This is a genomic window from Mesorhizobium sp. M2A.F.Ca.ET.042.01.1.1 (assembly GCF_003997405.1).
Classification (GTDB): domain Bacteria; phylum Pseudomonadota; class Alphaproteobacteria; order Rhizobiales; family Rhizobiaceae; genus Mesorhizobium.
The window spans coordinates 1-14,560 of record NZ_RZRX01000023.1 but is presented as its reverse complement, the minus strand read 5'-3'; the positions used below and the strand labels follow the sequence as shown (position 1 = coordinate 14,560).

Annotated in this window: 11 protein-coding genes; 4 read left to right on the top strand and 7 right to left on the bottom strand. The window is 64.6% G+C overall.

The features are described from left to right. Positions 1-2: 2 nt before the first annotated feature. From glgA to EOA23_RS05735, 7 genes are all read right to left on the bottom strand, one after another. The gene (glgA, locus tag EOA23_RS05765; protein WP_127303201.1) at positions 3-1,448 is read right to left on the bottom strand and encodes a glycogen synthase GlgA; all 1,446 of its coding nucleotides are present in this window, start codon (positions 1,446-1,448) and stop codon (positions 3-5) included. Positions 1,449-1,551: 103 nt separating this feature from the next. Further along, a complete protein-coding gene (gene glgC, locus EOA23_RS05760; RefSeq protein WP_127303200.1) occupies positions 1,552-2,820 on the bottom strand; it encodes a glucose-1-phosphate adenylyltransferase in 1,269 nt (422 codons plus the stop codon). 63 nt (positions 2,821-2,883) lie between these two features. Continuing rightward, on the bottom strand, positions 2,884-5,097 hold the full coding sequence (glgB, locus tag EOA23_RS05755; protein ID WP_127303217.1) for a 1,4-alpha-glucan branching protein GlgB: 2,214 nt from the start codon (positions 5,095-5,097) through the stop codon (positions 2,884-2,886). Positions 5,098-5,294: 197 nt separating this feature from the next. After that, positions 5,295-7,757, bottom strand: a complete 2,463-nt coding sequence (locus EOA23_RS05750) for a glycogen/starch/alpha-glucan phosphorylase (protein ID WP_127303199.1) — start codon at positions 7,755-7,757, stop codon at positions 5,295-5,297. A 139-nt stretch (positions 7,758-7,896) separates the two neighbouring features. Further along, positions 7,897-8,679, bottom strand: coding sequence for an ATP-binding cassette domain-containing protein (locus EOA23_RS05745; protein ID WP_126062034.1), 783 nt, complete (start codon positions 8,677-8,679; stop codon positions 7,897-7,899). A gap of 2 nt (positions 8,680-8,681) precedes the next feature. Beyond that, positions 8,682-9,746 (bottom strand): ABC transporter permease, encoded by a 1,065-nt coding sequence (locus EOA23_RS05740; RefSeq protein WP_041005280.1) that lies wholly within the window; start codon positions 9,744-9,746, stop codon positions 8,682-8,684. A 158-nt stretch (positions 9,747-9,904) separates the two neighbouring features. Beyond that, entirely contained in the window at positions 9,905-10,882 is a 978-nt protein-coding gene (locus EOA23_RS05735; protein ID WP_042642090.1) for a sugar ABC transporter substrate-binding protein, read from the bottom strand. 266 nt (positions 10,883-11,148) lie between these two features. Here EOA23_RS05735 and EOA23_RS05730 point away from each other — a divergent pair, with 266 nt between their 5' ends. From EOA23_RS05730 to EOA23_RS05715, 4 genes are all read left to right on the top strand, one after another. Further along, complete coding sequence (locus tag EOA23_RS05730) at positions 11,149-12,372, top strand: ROK family transcriptional regulator (protein ID WP_127303198.1); 1,224 nt, start codon at positions 11,149-11,151, stop codon at positions 12,370-12,372. A gap of 2 nt (positions 12,373-12,374) precedes the next feature. Then, a complete protein-coding gene (locus EOA23_RS05725; RefSeq protein WP_127303197.1) occupies positions 12,375-12,821 on the top strand; it encodes an RbsD/FucU domain-containing protein in 447 nt (148 codons plus the stop codon). Continuing rightward, the gene (locus EOA23_RS05720) at positions 12,818-13,741 is read left to right on the top strand and encodes a carbohydrate kinase (protein WP_127303196.1); all 924 of its coding nucleotides are present in this window, start codon (positions 12,818-12,820) and stop codon (positions 13,739-13,741) included. Before EOA23_RS05725 ends, EOA23_RS05720 begins: the two co-directional genes overlap by 4 nt. Before the next feature lie 238 nt (positions 13,742-13,979). Continuing rightward, positions 13,980-14,560 (top strand): DegT/DnrJ/EryC1/StrS aminotransferase family protein (locus tag EOA23_RS05715; RefSeq protein ID WP_145966403.1); only part of this gene is annotated, 581 nt, incomplete at its 3' end.

Genomic DNA, 14,560 nt, shown 5'->3' with positions numbered 1-14,560 from the left:
CCTCAGGCAGCCCTTTTCGAAAGCAGCAAGCGATAGAGTTCGACGTATTTTTCGGCGCTCTTGTCCCAGGAGACATCGGCCTTCATGCCCTGGCGCTGGATCGAGGCCCAGGTCGCCGGCCGCGCATGCTGCTCGACCAGCCGCTGGATGGCATGGAGCATGGCGCCGCCATTGTTGGGCGCGAACTGGAAACCGGTGGCGACGCCTGCCGACAAGGCGGCCTCGTTGGCGTCGATGATGGTGTCGGCCAAACCGCCCGTCCTGGCGACGACCGGCACGCAGCCATAGCGCAGGCCGTAGAGCTGTGTGAGCCCGCAAGGCTCGAAGCGGGACGGGATGATGATGGCGTCGCAGCCGCCCTGCATGACATGCGACAGCCCCTCGTCGTAACCGACGACGACGCCGACGCGGCCGCGATGCCGCGCGGCGGCGGCTAGCAGCGTGCCTTCGAGGCCGGCATCTCCCGAGCCGAGAATGGCGAGGCGCGCGCCGGCGGCGACGATGCCGTCGACGACCGCGGCTAGGATGTCCATGCCCTTCTGCCAGGTCAGCCGGCTGACGACGCAGACGATCGGGCTGCCATCCGCCTCCAGGCTGAAACGCTCCTCGACGGCCTTGCGGTTCTTGGCGCGGGCGGCAAGCGTTTCGGCCGAATAATTGACGACGAGATGCTTGTCCGTCTCGGGATCCCAGATGTCGACATCGATGCCGTTGACGATGCCGTAGAGGTCGGTGGCGCGCATGTTGATCAGGCCGTCGAGGCCCATGCCGAATTCGGGCGAGCGTATTTCCTGCGCATAGGTCGGACTCACCGTGGTGATCGCCCAGGCCGCCTGGAGACCGGCCTTCAGGAAGCCGACGCCGCCATAATATTCGACTCCGTCGAGTTGCATCGCCACGCCCGGCAGGCCGAGCTCGCCAAAAATGCCGGCGCCGAACTGGCCCTGGAAGGCAAGGTTGTGCACTGTGATCAGCGACGGCACGCCGACCGCCTTGCCGTAGCGCATATAGGCAAGCGTCATCGCCGACTGCCAGTCATGGGCATGCACGATGTCCGGCTGGTAACCGGAGATCGCGCCCCCGGCAATGTCGCCGCCGACCTGGCTGAGCGCCGCGAAACGACGCCAATTGTCCGGCCAGTCGGCGCCGGATGCGGTGCCGTAAGGGCCGCCCTGGCGATCGAAGAGATGCGGCGCGTCCAAAACGAAGAGATCGAGGTCGCCGATCTTGACGGCATGGATCGAAGCCTTGCCGCCCTGCAGCAACGGATACTGGTAGACGGGTTTCTTCTTTGCGAAGGCAGCCATCACGACGGGATAGCCGGGAACCAGCGTGCGCATTGCGACGCCCTTGCCAGCCAGCGCGATCGGAAGGGCGCCGGTCACGTCGGCAAGCCCGCCGGTCTTGATCAGCGGGAAGATTTCGGGCGTGACCGACAGAACCTGCATGCGCTCCACATTCCGATCTCAACGTGACAGGTCAAAGTGACAATCTGTTGATCAAGCCGTCAACCCGATAGGCTTGATCGGCAAGTTGACGGCTTGATCGACCCTACGGGGTCGACAGCTTGTTGATCATGTCCTGCGTGATCAGGCAGATGCCCTTTTCAGATACGCGAAAACGCTTGGCGTCGAGCGCCGCATCCTCGCCGACCACCAGCCCCTCGGGGATTTGCACCCCATGGTCGATGACGACGCGCCTGAGGCGCGCGTTGCGGCCGACAGTCACGTCGGGCAGCATCACAACCTCCTCCAGCTTCGAATAGGAGTTGATGCGCGCGCCGGTGAAGATCAGGCTGCGACGCAGCGAAGCGCCGGAGACGATGCAGTCGCCGGACACCAGCGAGGAGATCGCCTCGCCGCGGCGGCCGTCCTCGTCATGCACGAACTTTGCCGGCGGCTTCAATTCCGCATAGGTCCAGATCGGCCAGTCGCGGTCGTAGAGGTCGAGCTCGGGCGTGACGTCGGTGAGGTCGATATTAGCTTCCCAATAGGCATCGACCGTTCCGACGTCGCGCCAGTAGGGCTCGGACTCATGCGAGGAACGCACGCAGGATTTGGCGAAGCGGTGGGCGATCGCCTTACCGTGCTGGACGATATAGGGGATGATGTCCTTGCCGAAGTCGCGGCTGGAGCCGGGCTCGGCGGCGTCGCGGCGCAGCTGCTCCATCAGGAACTTGGTCTTGAAGACATAGATGCCCATTGATGCCAGCGCGAATTCCGGCTTGTCCGGGATGCCCGGCGGATCGGCCGGCTTTTCGACGAAGGCGATGATGTTGTCCTTGGCATCGACATGCATGACGCCGAAGCCGGTCGCCTCCAGGCGCGGCACCTCCAGGCAGCCGACGGTGACGTCGGCGCCGGCATCGACATGCTGGCGCAGCATCAGCTCGTAGTCCATCTTGTAGATGTGGTCGCCGGCGAGGATGACCATGTATTCCGGCCCATAGGCCTCGATGATGTCGATGTTCTGGTAGACGGCGTCGGCCGTGCCTTCATACCATTGCGTTTCCGAAACGCGCTGCGACGCCGGCAGGATGTCGAAGCTTTCGTTTCGCTCTGGCCGCAGGAAGTTCCAGCCGCGCTGCAGGTGGCGGATCAGCGAATGCGCCTTGTACTGGGTGGCGACGCCGAGGCGGCGGATGCCGGAGTTCAGCGCATTGGACAGCGCGAAATCGATGATGCGCGTCTTGCCGCCGAAATAGACGGCGGGTTTGGCGCGCCGGTCGGTCAGTTCCTTGAGACGGCTGCCGCGGCCGCCGGCCAGCACATAGGCCATGGCGTCGCGCGCCAGCGGCTGGGTTCTTTTGATCTCTGCCATTTTGTTACCCTCCCAAATAACCTGCCCGGACCGAAATCTTAGCAAGGTGAGATATCATCTGCTTCAGTCCGCGACGAATTCCAGCATGATCGTCGACAGCGGCGGCAGAAGCATCGTCGCCGATACGCCGCCCCCTTCCCCGCTCGCCTTGACCGCGCCGCCATTGCCCATGCCGGAGCCGCCATAGTCGGCGGCGTCCGTATTGATGATTTCGCGCCACTTTCCCGCCCTCGGCAGCGGCACGCGATAGTTCTCGCGCGGCACCGGCGTGAAATTGGAGATGACGGCGACCGGGTTGCCGTCCGGCGCGCTGCGCAGCCAGGCGAAGACCGAATTGTCGCGGTCGTCGACGATCAGCCAGGAAAAGCCCTCCGGCTCGCAGTCGCGCGCATGCAGCGCCGGGCGCGAACGGTAGAGGTAGTTCAGGTCGCGCACGGTCTGCCAGACGCCGCGATGCGGCGCGAATTCGAGCAGGTTCCAGTCGAGCGCGCGCGCCTCGCTCCACTCGCGGCGCTGGGCGAATTCCTGGCCCATGAACAGGAGCTTCTTGCCGGGATAGCCCCACATGAAGGCGTAATAGGCGCGCAACGTGGCGAACTTCTGCCAGTCGTCGCCGGCCATCTTGTGGAGCAGCGTGCCTTTGCCGTGCACGACCTCGTCATGCGAGAGCGGCAGCACGAAGTTTTCGGAGAAAGCGTAGACCAGGCCGAAGGTGATGTCGTTGTGGTGGTGCTTGCGGAAGATCGGCTCCTTGGAAAGGTATTCCAGCGTGTCATGCATGAAGCCCATATTCCACTTGAAGCCGAAGCCGAGCCCGCCCTCATGCACGGGACGCGACACTTTCGGCCATGAGGTCGATTCCTCGGCGATCGTCATCACGCCGGGGTGGTGGCCGTAGAGCTCCTTGTTCATCTTCTGCAGGAAGCTGACGGCCTGCAGGTTCTCGCGCCCGCCCTTCTCGTTGGGGATCCATTCGCCCGCCTTGCGCGAATAATCGAGGTAGAGCATCGAGGCGACCGCATCGACGCGCAATCCGTCGACATGGTATTTCTCGGCCCAGAACAGCGCGTTGTTGACGAGTAACGACACCACCTCGCGGCGGCCGAAATTGTAGATCGCGGTGTTCCAATCCGGGTGAAAGCCCTGGCGCGGATCGGCATGCTCGTAAAGCGCGGTACCGTCGAATTGCACCAGCCCGTGCTCGTCGACCGGGAAATGCGCCGGCACCCAGTCGAGGATGACGCCGATGCCGGCGCGATGCGCGCCGTCGACGAAGCGGGCGAAGCCGTCGGGGTCGCCAAAACGGGCCGTCGGCGCGTAAAGGCCCGTGGTCTGGTAGCCCCAGGACGGGTCGTAAGGGTGCTCCGAGATCGGCAGGAACTCGATATGCGTGAAGCCGGTGTCGACGACGTAAGGGATCAGCCGCGCGGCGAGCTCGTCCCAGGAGAGGAACGTTCCGTCGTCGCGGCGCTGCCAGGAGCCGGCATGGACCTCGTAGATTGAGATCGCCTCGCGCCGGGGATCGGCCTTGCGCCAGTAGCCGCGATGCGCCTCGTCGCCCCACTGATGCGCCATCGGCGGCGCCGTCACCGAGGCGGTCGCCGGGCGCAGTTCCGATTCGAAGGCGAACGGGTCGGCCTTGAGCGGCAGGCGCACGCCGTCCGGTCCGATGATCTCGAACTTGTAGGGCTGGCCGGCGGCGAGATCGGGGATGAACAATTCCCAGATGCCGGTGTCCTTGCGGTCGCGCATGGTGTGGCGGCGGCCGTCCCAGTCGTTGAAGGCGCCGACCACGGAGACGCGCCTGGCATTGGGCGCCCAGACGGCGAAATGCACGCCGGTGGCGCCCTCATGATCGATTATGTGGGCGCCGAGCTTATCGAAGAGCCTCAGATGCGAGCCCTCGGCCATGTAATAGTCGTCCATCGGTCCCAGAACCGGGCCGAAGGAATAGGGATCGGTCAGCCACCAGTCGCCGCCGGCATTCCTGGCGTGATAGCGAAGCGGCTGGCGCTTGCGGATCGAGACCTTGCCCTCGAAGAAGCCGGCATCGTCGCGGCGCGAGAGCTCGCCGGCCTCCTTGCCGGTCAGCGTATAGGCGGTGACGAACTCGGCGTTAGGCACGAAGCAGCGGGCGACGAAGCCCTTGCCGGCCTCCTGCACGCCCAGCACCGCGAAAGGATCGCCATGCGTCCCGGCGACAATCGCCGCGACATCGCCGGCTGGCGCCAGTCCGTCCGGCCCGCTTGTCGCAGCGGTCGCGCGCGGCTTCCTCATCAAGCGGTCGCCCTCCCCGGGCATCTTGTTCTGGCGCATGCCTTGGTGCGGCACGCGCCGTTCTTTGTCTTGGCGCATGTCGCGATCCCAAAACCGCTACGCACTTTTGGGCGGCATGCACTAACTTAGTCTTGGTGCATGCCGTGATTTGGGCGGCATGCACCGGGGCCACATTCCTGGTGGCTCATGCAATCATATCAGACGGGCACGTTCCAGATGTCTTTCGCATATTGGCGGATCGTGCGGTCGGACGAGAACCAGCCGACGCGGGCGACGTTGCGGATGGCGCGCGCGTGCCAGTCGGGGCTGTTGCGCCAGACGGCGTCGACCTCGCGCTGGCAGGCGGCGTAGGAATCGAAGTCGGCCGCCACCATGAACCAGTCGCTCTGGTAGAGGCCGTTCATCAGGTCGCGATAGCGGCCGGGATCGTCGGGCGAGAAGACGCCGGAGGAAATGGCGGACACCGCCTGCGACAGCTCGGGCGAGGCCTCGATCACTTCACGCGGATTGTAGCCATTGTTGCGCCGCTCGGCGACTTCGGCGGTGGTGAGGCCGAAGATGAAGATGTTGTCGTCGCCGACATGTTCCTTGATCTCGACATTGGCGCCGTCGAGCGTGCCGATGGTCAGCGCGCCGTTCAGCGCGAACTTCATGTTGCCGGTTCCCGACGCCTCCATGCCGGCGGTCGAGATTTGCTCGGAGAGGTCGGCGGCCGGCATCATCACCTCGGCCAGGCTGACATTGTAGTTCGGCACGAACACGACCTTCAGCAGGCCGCGCACCGACGGATCGCCGTTGATGACCTTCGCGACGTCGTTGGCCAGTTTGATGATCAGCTTGGCGTTGTGGTAGCTCGGCGCCGCCTTGCCGCCGAAGAACTTCACGCGCGGCATCCAGTCCCGCTCGGGATGCGAACGGATCTGGTCGTAGAGCGCGATCGCCTCAAGAATGTTGAGCAGCTGGCGCTTGTATTCGTGGATGCGCTTGACCTGGATGTCGAACAGCGCCGACGGGTCGAGCCTGATGCCGAGACGGTCGGCGACGAGGTTGGCGAGCCGCGCCTTGTTCTGCCGCTTCACGGCGGCGAATTTCTCGCGGAACGCGGCATCGTCGGCCAAGGGGTCGAGGCCTTTGATCGCCTCGATGTCGTCCATGAAGCGGTCGCCGATCGCCTCGCGGGCGAGCGCGGTGAGGCCGGGATTGCACTGGATCAGCCAGCGGCGGGGCGTGATGCCGTTGGTCTTGTTGTTGATGCGGTCGGGATAGAGCTTGTGGAGATCGGCGAACACCGTCTCCTTCATCAGCTCGGTGTGCAGCGCCGAGACGCCGTTGATTGAATGCGAGCCGACAAAGGCCAGGTTGCCCATGCGCACGCGGCGGTCGCCATTTTCCTGGATCAGCGAGATGCGTGCGATCTGGTCGCCCGAGAATTTTCCGGTGGCCCGCGCCTCCAGCAGCACCTGCGCATTGATGGCGTAGACGATCTGCATGTGGCGCGGCAAAAGCCGCTCGAACAGCGGCACCGGCCAGCTTTCCAGTGCCTCGGGCAGCAGCGTGTGGTTGGTGTAGCCGAAGGTGCGCTTCGTGATGTCCCAGGCAAGGTCGAAATCCATGCCATGGACGTCCATCAGCAGCCGCATCAGCTCCGGCACCGCGACCGCGGGATGCGTGTCGTTGAGGTGGATCGCCGCCTTGTCGGGCAAGGACTTCAGGTCGCCATACTGGCTCAAATGCCGCTGGACGATGTCCTGCAGCGAGGCGGTCGAGAAGAAATATTCCTGCCTGAGCCTAAGCTCCTGGCCGGCCACGTGGGAATCGGCCGGATAGAGCACACGCGACAGCGCGTCGGCCTTGTTGCTTTCGGCCAGCGCGCCGATATGGTCGCCGGCATTGAACTTGTCGAGCAGGATCGGGTCGATCGGCATGCCGGACCAAAGCCTCAGCGTGTTGACGCGCCTGGCGCGCCAGCCGGCCACCGGCGTGTCGTAGGCGACGGCAAGCACGTGCTCGGTCGGCTTCCAGACATGGCGCTCCAACCGACCGTCCTTTGTGGTGATCGATTCCACCGAGCCGCCGAAGCCGACCTCGAAGGAGCGTTCGCGCCGCTCGAACTCCCAGGGATTGCCGTGGTCGAGCCAGGTCTCCGGCAGCTCGACCTGCCAGCCGCCCTGGATTTCCTGGCGGAACATGCCGTTGGCGTAGCGGATGCCGTAACCGTGGGCGGGGATATCGACGGTCGCCATACTTTCCATGAAGCAGGCGGCGAGACGGCCGAGACCGCCATTGCCAAGTGCTGCGTCCGGCTCGAGGCCGGCGATCAGGTCGAGATCGACGCCGAGCGAGGACAGCGCCTCGCGCATGTTCTCCATCAAACCGAGATTGGAGAAGGCATCGCGCATCAGGCGGCCGATCAGGAATTCGAGCGACAGGTAATAGACCCGCTTTTCCTGCTGGTCGTAGGCTTCCTTGGTCGCCTGGATCCAGTGGTCGACGATGCGGTCGCGCACCACCTTGATCGAGGCGGTCAGCCAGTCATAGGGCGTGGCGACGGTGGTGTCCTTGCCGACCCGATATTTGAGCGACATCAGGACTTCTTCGGCAAGCGTCTTGGGATCGGGATGGTCGAGGACAGGGGCTTCGATCGTCATGGCGGATGTCATATCGCCTCTCGTTCAGTTGGCCTGATCATACCGGCTTTCGCCGTTTCTCCCAGCCCATCCTATCGCATTGCAGCATGCGTTCAATCGATTAAGTGATCGAGCCGACGGCCTGCCTGCTGCAATTGACCTGTCCTGGAGATCAAGCCGCCAGCGCATCCTCCGGCGGCTTCTTGGCGCCGGTCATGAGCGCGACGGCGTCCGACATCGAAATCTGCTTGGGATCGACGACGCAGAGCCGACGGCCGAGCCGGTGGATGTGGATGCGATCGGCCACCTCGAAGACATGCGGCATGTTGTGCGAGATGAGCACGATCGGCAGGCCACGCTTCTTGACGTCGAGGATCAGCTCCAGCACGCGCCGGCTCTCCTTGACGCCGAGCGCCGCGGTCGGTTCGTCCATGATCACCACTTTCGAGCCGAAGGCGGCGGCGCGCGCCACCGCCACGCCCTGGCGCTGGCCGCCGGAAAGCGTCTCCACCGCCTGGCTGATGTTCTGGATGGTCATCAGGCCGAGCTCGGTGAGCTTGTCGCGGGCGCGCTTTTCCATCGCCGGGCGGTCGAGCATGCGGAACCAGCTGCCGAGCGGGCCTGGCTTGCGGATCTCGCGGCCAAGGAACATGTTGTCGGCAATCGAAAGCGCCGGCGACAGAGCGAGGTTCTGATAGACGGTCTCGATGCCGGCCTCGCGCGCCTCGATGGGCGAGCGGAACAGAACTTGCTTGCCGTCGAGCTCGATCGTCCCCTCGTCAGGGATCACCGCACCGGAGATCGCCTTGATCAGCGTCGACTTGCCGGCGCCGTTGTCGCCGATCACCGCCAGGATCTCGCCCGGATAGAGATCGAAGTCGCAGTTGTTGAGCGCCGTCACGCGGCCGTAGCGCTTGGTGAGACCGCGCGCGGTAAGAACAGGCTGCTGGGTCATGATTACACCGAAACCTTTCTGATCCACTGGTCGACCGCGACGGCGCCGATGATCAGCACGCCGGTGAGCAGGACTTTCCATTGCGGATCGGCGCCCAGCATGTTGAGACCCATCGAGACGACGCCGACGATCATGGCGCCGAAAAGCGTGCCGAGGATCGAGCCGCGGCCGCCAAAGAGCGAGATGCCGCCGATCACCGTGGCGGTGATGGCCTGCAGATTGTAGTCGGTGACGGCTGCGGACGGCGAGATCGAGCCGTTGCGGCCGATCGAGACCCAGGCAGCGAAGGCGGCGATCAGGCCGGCTAGCGTGTAGACGGCCATCAGCACCTTCTTGGTCTGGATGCCGGAAAGCTTGGCCGCCTCGGGGTCGTCGCCGACGGCATAGACATGGCGCCCCCAGGCGGTGTGGTTCAGCACATACCAGAGCAGCATCACCAGCAGCACCATGGCGATGACGCCGGCCGTCAGCACGGCCGAACCGACCCTGAAGCTCAGGGCGAAGAAGTGCAGCAGCGGCGCCTGGGCGTCGACGTCGGCATCGCGGATCGTCTCATTGGCGGAATAGATGAAATTCGTCGCCATGACGATGTTCCAGGTGCCGAGCGTGACGATGAAGGGCGGCAGCTTCATGTAGGCGACGAGCAGGCCGTTGAGCAGGCCGCAGGCCGCGCCGGCCGCGAGCCCGAGCAGCACGGCCAGGATGGTCGGCATGCCGTAGGTGATGGCGCAGTTGCCCATGATCACGGCCGAGATCACCATGATCACGCCGATCGAAAGGTCGATGCCGGCGGTCAGGATGACCAGCGTCTGGGCGGCGCCCAGGATACCGACGATGGCGATCTGCTGCAGGATCAGCGTCAACGTGTAGGACGAAAAGAAGCGGCCGCCGATGGCGACGCCGAAGATGATGATCGACAGCACCAGCACGATCAGCGGCACCGCCGCCGGCGTGGAATGCAGGAAATGCTGGGCGCGCTTCACAAACGATTTGCCGTGCTCCTCGAAGGCAGCGACGTTGGTATCGCTGCCCGAGAGAACCTTCTCGAATTCCTGGATTTGGGACATATCTCCTCCCGTCTCACGGAACTTCGTCATGGCTCCGTGCCGCGTTTACGCATTCCGGTCTGTCGCCGGGCTTATCAGCGCTTACGAAAATGCATCGTCCACCCGATGCGGCCGGGGATCAAGCCCCCAGCCGCGAGGTTTGTGCGCTCAGGCGGGCATCAGCCCCAGCACTTGGCGAGGCCTTCCTTGGTGTCGATGGACTTCACGCCGTTGGCCGGCTTGTCGGTCACGAGGTTGACGCCGGTGTCGAAGAAGTTCTTGCCTTCGGTCGGCTTCGGCTTGGTGCCGTCCTTGGCGTAATTGGCGATGGCCTCGATGCCGAGCGCGGCCATCTGCAGCGGATATTGCTGCGAGGTGGCGCCAATCACGCCTTCGGTGACCGACTTCACGCCCGGGCAACCGCCGTCGACAGAGACGATCAGCACCTGCTTTTCGAGACCGACGGCCTTGAGCGCCTGATAGGCGCCGACGGCGGCGGGCTCGTTGATCGTGTGGATGACGTTGATGGTGTTGTCCTTCTGGAGAAGGTTCTCCATCGCCTTGCGGCCGCCTTCCTCGTTGCCGTTGGTGACGTCATGGCCGACGATGCGCGGATCGTCCTCGTCGCCGATCTTGTTGGGGTCCTTCACGTCGATGCCATAGCCCATCATGAAGCCCTGGTCGCGCAGGACGTCGACGGTCGGCTGCGAGGGGGTGAGGTCGAGGAAGCCGATCTTGGCGTCCTTAGCCTTGTCGCCAAGCGTGGCGGCGGCCCAGGCGCCGATCAGCTTGCCGGCTTCGAGGTTGTCGGTGGCGAAGGTGGCGTCGGCGGCATCGATCGGATCGAGCGGCGTGTCGAGCGCGATGACCAGCAGGCCGGCGTCACGCGCCTTCTTCACCGTCGGCACGATGCCCTTGGTGTCGGACGCGGTAATCAGGATGCCCTTGGCGCCGTCAGCGATGCAGCTTTCGATCGCCGCCACCTGGCTTTCGCTGTCGCCGTCGATCTTGCCGGCATAGGTCTTGAGGTCGACGCCGAGTTCCTTGGCCTTGGCGGTCGCGCCCTCCTTCATCTTGACGAAGAAGGGGTTGGTGTCGGTCTTGGTGATCAGGCAGGCGCCAACGCCGGCGGCCGATGCCGACGAAGCGAACGCCATCAGGCCCAAGCCTGCGGCGGCAAACACGGTAGACTTCAGCAGTGATTTCTTGGTCACGATTTTCCTCCCAATGGAACTGTTGCGGACACCGGCCACCCGGCGTCCCAAGCGCATCCACCTTTTTTCCCAGCGTGGACACATCTCAAAAAACACCAGGACAGAACGGCTGTCAATAATTAAATCACTCTTATTTATTATTGACACTCTTGCGTCGTTCACTCATTCTGAACGAAAAGCATCGCGGGGAAACACACGGGAGGAACAGGGTGGAGACCGGCATTGCGAGGCACGGTTCGCCCGAGGCTTTGGAGAGTCGGCTGCATCGCGGCACCAACCAAAGCGGCATGCGCGACCACAATGAACGGTTGGTGCTGTCCCTGGTGCGCCAGCACGGCAGCCTGGCCAAATCCGATATCGCGCGCATGACCGGGCTGTCGGCGCAGACGGTGTCGGTGATCATGCGCGAGCTCGAGGAAGACAAGCTGCTGGTGCGCCAGGCGCCGCTGCGCGGCAAGATCGGCCAACCTTCGATCCCGATGGCGCTCAATCCGGAAGGCGCTTTTTTCATCGGCCTCAAGATCGGTCGCCGCAGCGCCGAGCTGGTGCTGATCGACTTTCTCGGCAATGTGCGCGCCATGCTGCAGCATTCCTACCGCTATCCCGCGCCGCGCGAGACCGTCGAATTCGTCACTGCCGGCATCAAGACGATGCGCGCCGAGCTGACGCCGGCGCAGGACAAGCGCATCGCCGGGCTCGGCATCGCCATGCCGTTCGAGCTATGGAACTGGGCCGACACGGCCGGCGCGCCGCGCGACGTCATGGACGAATGGCGCCATCGCGACATACGCGCCGACATCCAGGCGCAGTGCGAGTTCCCCGTCTACCTGCAGAACGACGCGACTTCGGCCTGCGGCGCCGAGCTTGTCTTCGGCCAGGCGGGCGCGGCGCGCGACTTCGTCTATTTCTACATCGGCGCCTTTGCCGGCGGCGGCATCGTGCTCAACGGGCGCCTTTACAGCGGGCCGAAGGGGAACGCCGGCGCGCTCGGATCGATGCCGGTGCCGGGGCCGGACGGCAAGCCGACGCAGCTCATCGACGTCGCCTCGATTGCAATGCTCGAGAAGGCGCTTTCCGCCAAGGGCATCGACGGCTCCTATCTTTGGACCTCGCCGCAGGAATGGGGCGACATCGGCCCCGAGCTCGACGAGTGGATCGTCAGCGCCTCGCGCGCGCTTGCCTATGCCATCGTTGCGGCTTCGTCGGTCATCGATTTCGAAGCGGCGGTGATCGACGGCTGGATGCCGCTCGATGTGCGGCGCCGTCTTGTCGAGGCGATCCGGCAAGCCATCTCCGGCATCGATGCCGAGGGACTGAAGCTGCCCTTCGTGCGCGAGGGCACCGTTGGCATCCATGCGCGGGCGCTGGGCGGCGCCAGCCTGCCGCTTTCCGAGCGTTTCCTGGTCAGACCGAACACGACCGGAGGCGCCTGACCATGCTGATCGGCATCCCCTCGCTGCTCGGGCCGCAGTTCCTGGCGACGCTCAGGGCGATGGGCCATGGCGACGAGATCGCGATCGTCGACGGCAATTATCCGGCCGAGGAACAGGCGCGGCGGCTGATCCGCGCCGACGGCCACCAGGTTATCCCCGTCCTCGACGCCGTGCTCAGCGTGCTGCCGGTGGATAAGGCGGTGCCGGAAGCGCTGTTCCGCGCCTCGGTGCAGGGCGACCCGGCGCTGGCCGATCCCGTGCATCGCGAGATGGAAGCGGTTTGCGCCAGACGCGCGCCGGGCCACAAGGTGGTTGCGCTGGCCGGACCCGACTTCTATGCACGCGTCAAGGCCGCGCATGCGATCGTGGCGACCAGCGAACCCAGGCTCTTTGCCAACATCATCATCCGCAAGGGCGTGATTGATCCGCCGGAGACCAAGACGACATGATCCTTTGCTGTGGCGAAGCCCTGATCGACATGCTGCCGCGCATCACGACGGAAGGCGAAGCGGCCTTTGCACCTTATGTCGGCGGCGCGGTGTTCAATTCGGCGATCGCGCTTGGACGGCTGGGCGCCCCGGCCGGCTTCTTCTCCGGCCTCTCCTCCGACCTGTTCGGCGGCCAGTTCCGCGACGCGCTCGGCGCCAGCAAGGTGAGCTCCACCTATGCGCACACGTCCCCTCGTCCGACGACGCTCGCCTTCGTGCGGCTCACCAACGGCCAGGCGACCTACACCTTCTATGACGAGAACACCGCCGGGCGCATGCTGACCATCGAGGACCTGCCGAAGCTCGGCGCCGAGATCGAGGCGATGCTGTTCGGCGCCATCAGCCTGATCTCGGAGCCTGCCGGATCGGCCTATGAGGAGTTCATGCGGCGCGAGCACGAAAGCCGCGTGATGATGCTCGATCCCAACATCCGGCCGAATTTCATCCCGGACAAGGCCAAGCACCTGCGGCGCATCCGCGAGATGATGGCGATGGCGGACATCGTCAAACTCTCCGACGAGGACCTCAAATGGTTCGACGAGGCCGGCTCGCATGAGGATGTCGTGCGCAACTGGCTGGATCGCGGTCCAAAGCTGATCGTCGTCACCCATGGCAGCGAAGGTGCCGTCGGCTACAGCAAGGCGCACAAGGTCACAGTCATGCCGCAGAAGGTGAAGGTGGTCGATACGGTCGGCGCCGGTGACACCTTCAATGCGGGCATCCTCGCTTCGCTGCATGAGCAGGGCCTGCTCACCAAGGCGGCGGTCGGCAGCCTGTCCGAAGACGCCATCCGCAAGGCGCTGGAACTCGGCGCCAGAGCGGCGGCGGTAACGGTGTCGCGGGCCGGCGCCAACCCGCCATGGCGGCACGAAATCGCCTGATCGGCCGCCGGACCGCCCTTCCCGGCCGATCACTTTATGTTTCCGGCGACGGGGCGCCGCGACAAGTGAAGCCGCAAGCGCCTCGCAAAGCATGGATTTCCGGCCTTTTCGGGCATTGCGCCGGCAAAAGCGGTAACAGGCTGCGACACATGGGCAATTCGCCCTCGCCGTGGTCGGCTTTCTCAACCGCGCCAAGTCTGATACCAGCGGGCCGATTTTATTGGCATTCGAGGCCGACATGCAGTTCATCGATCTTGGCGCGCAGCGCGAACGTATCCGCGACCGGCTGAAGGCCGCGATCGACCACGTCGTCGAGGACGGCCGCTATATCCTCGGGCCGCAGGTCACCGAATTCGAGAACAAGCTCGCTGCCTATATCGGCGTCAAGCATGTCGTCGCCTGCGCCAACGGCACCGATGCGCTGCTCCTGCCGCTGTTTGCCGCCGGCATCGGCCCGGGCGACGCGGTGTTCGTGCCGAGCTTCACCTTCGCCGCGACCGCCGAAGTGGTGGCGCTGGCCAAGGCCGAGCCGGTCTTCGTCGACGTCGACCCTGACAGCTACAACATCGACATCGCCAGCCTCGAAGCGGCGATCGAGATGATCAAGAAGGAAGGCCGCCTCAAGCCGAAGGCGATCATCCCGGTCGACCTGTTCGGCCTTGCCGCCGACTATGAGGCGATCATGGCGATCGCCAAGCGCGAGAACCTCCTGGTGATCGAGGACGCCGCGCAGTCGATGGGCGGTTCCGCCGACGCCAAGATGTGCGGCGCCTTCGGCCATGTCGGCTCGACCAGCTTTTATCCGGCGAAGCCGCTTGG

What these genes read in the sequence shown, in the direction of transcription:
- EOA23_RS05740 (WP_041005280.1), bottom strand. Translation starts at nt 9,746, where the DNA reads ATGTCCCAAATCCAGGAATTCGAGAAGGTTCTCTCGGGCAGCGATACC.
- EOA23_RS05750 (WP_127303199.1), bottom strand. Translation starts at nt 7,757, where the DNA reads ATGACATCCGCCATGACGATCGAAGCCCCTGTCCTCGACCATCCCGAT.
- glgB (WP_127303217.1), bottom strand. Translation starts at nt 5,097, where the DNA reads ATGAGGAAGCCGCGCGCGACCGCTGCGACAAGCGGGCCGGACGGACTG.
- EOA23_RS05735 (WP_042642090.1), bottom strand. Translation starts at nt 10,882, where the DNA reads ATGGCGTTCGCTTCGTCGGCATCGGCCGCCGGCGTTGGCGCCTGCCTG.
- glgC (WP_127303200.1), bottom strand. Translation starts at nt 2,820, where the DNA reads ATGGCAGAGATCAAAAGAACCCAGCCGCTGGCGCGCGACGCCATGGCC.
- glgA (WP_127303201.1), bottom strand. Translation starts at nt 1,448, where the DNA reads ATGCAGGTTCTGTCGGTCACGCCCGAAATCTTCCCGCTGATCAAGACC.
- EOA23_RS05745 (WP_126062034.1), bottom strand. Translation starts at nt 8,679, where the DNA reads ATGACCCAGCAGCCTGTTCTTACCGCGCGCGGTCTCACCAAGCGCTAC.
- EOA23_RS05725 (WP_127303197.1), top strand. Translation starts at nt 12,375, where the DNA reads ATGCTGATCGGCATCCCCTCGCTGCTCGGGCCGCAGTTCCTGGCGACG.
- EOA23_RS05720 (WP_127303196.1), top strand. Translation starts at nt 12,818, where the DNA reads ATGATCCTTTGCTGTGGCGAAGCCCTGATCGACATGCTGCCGCGCATC.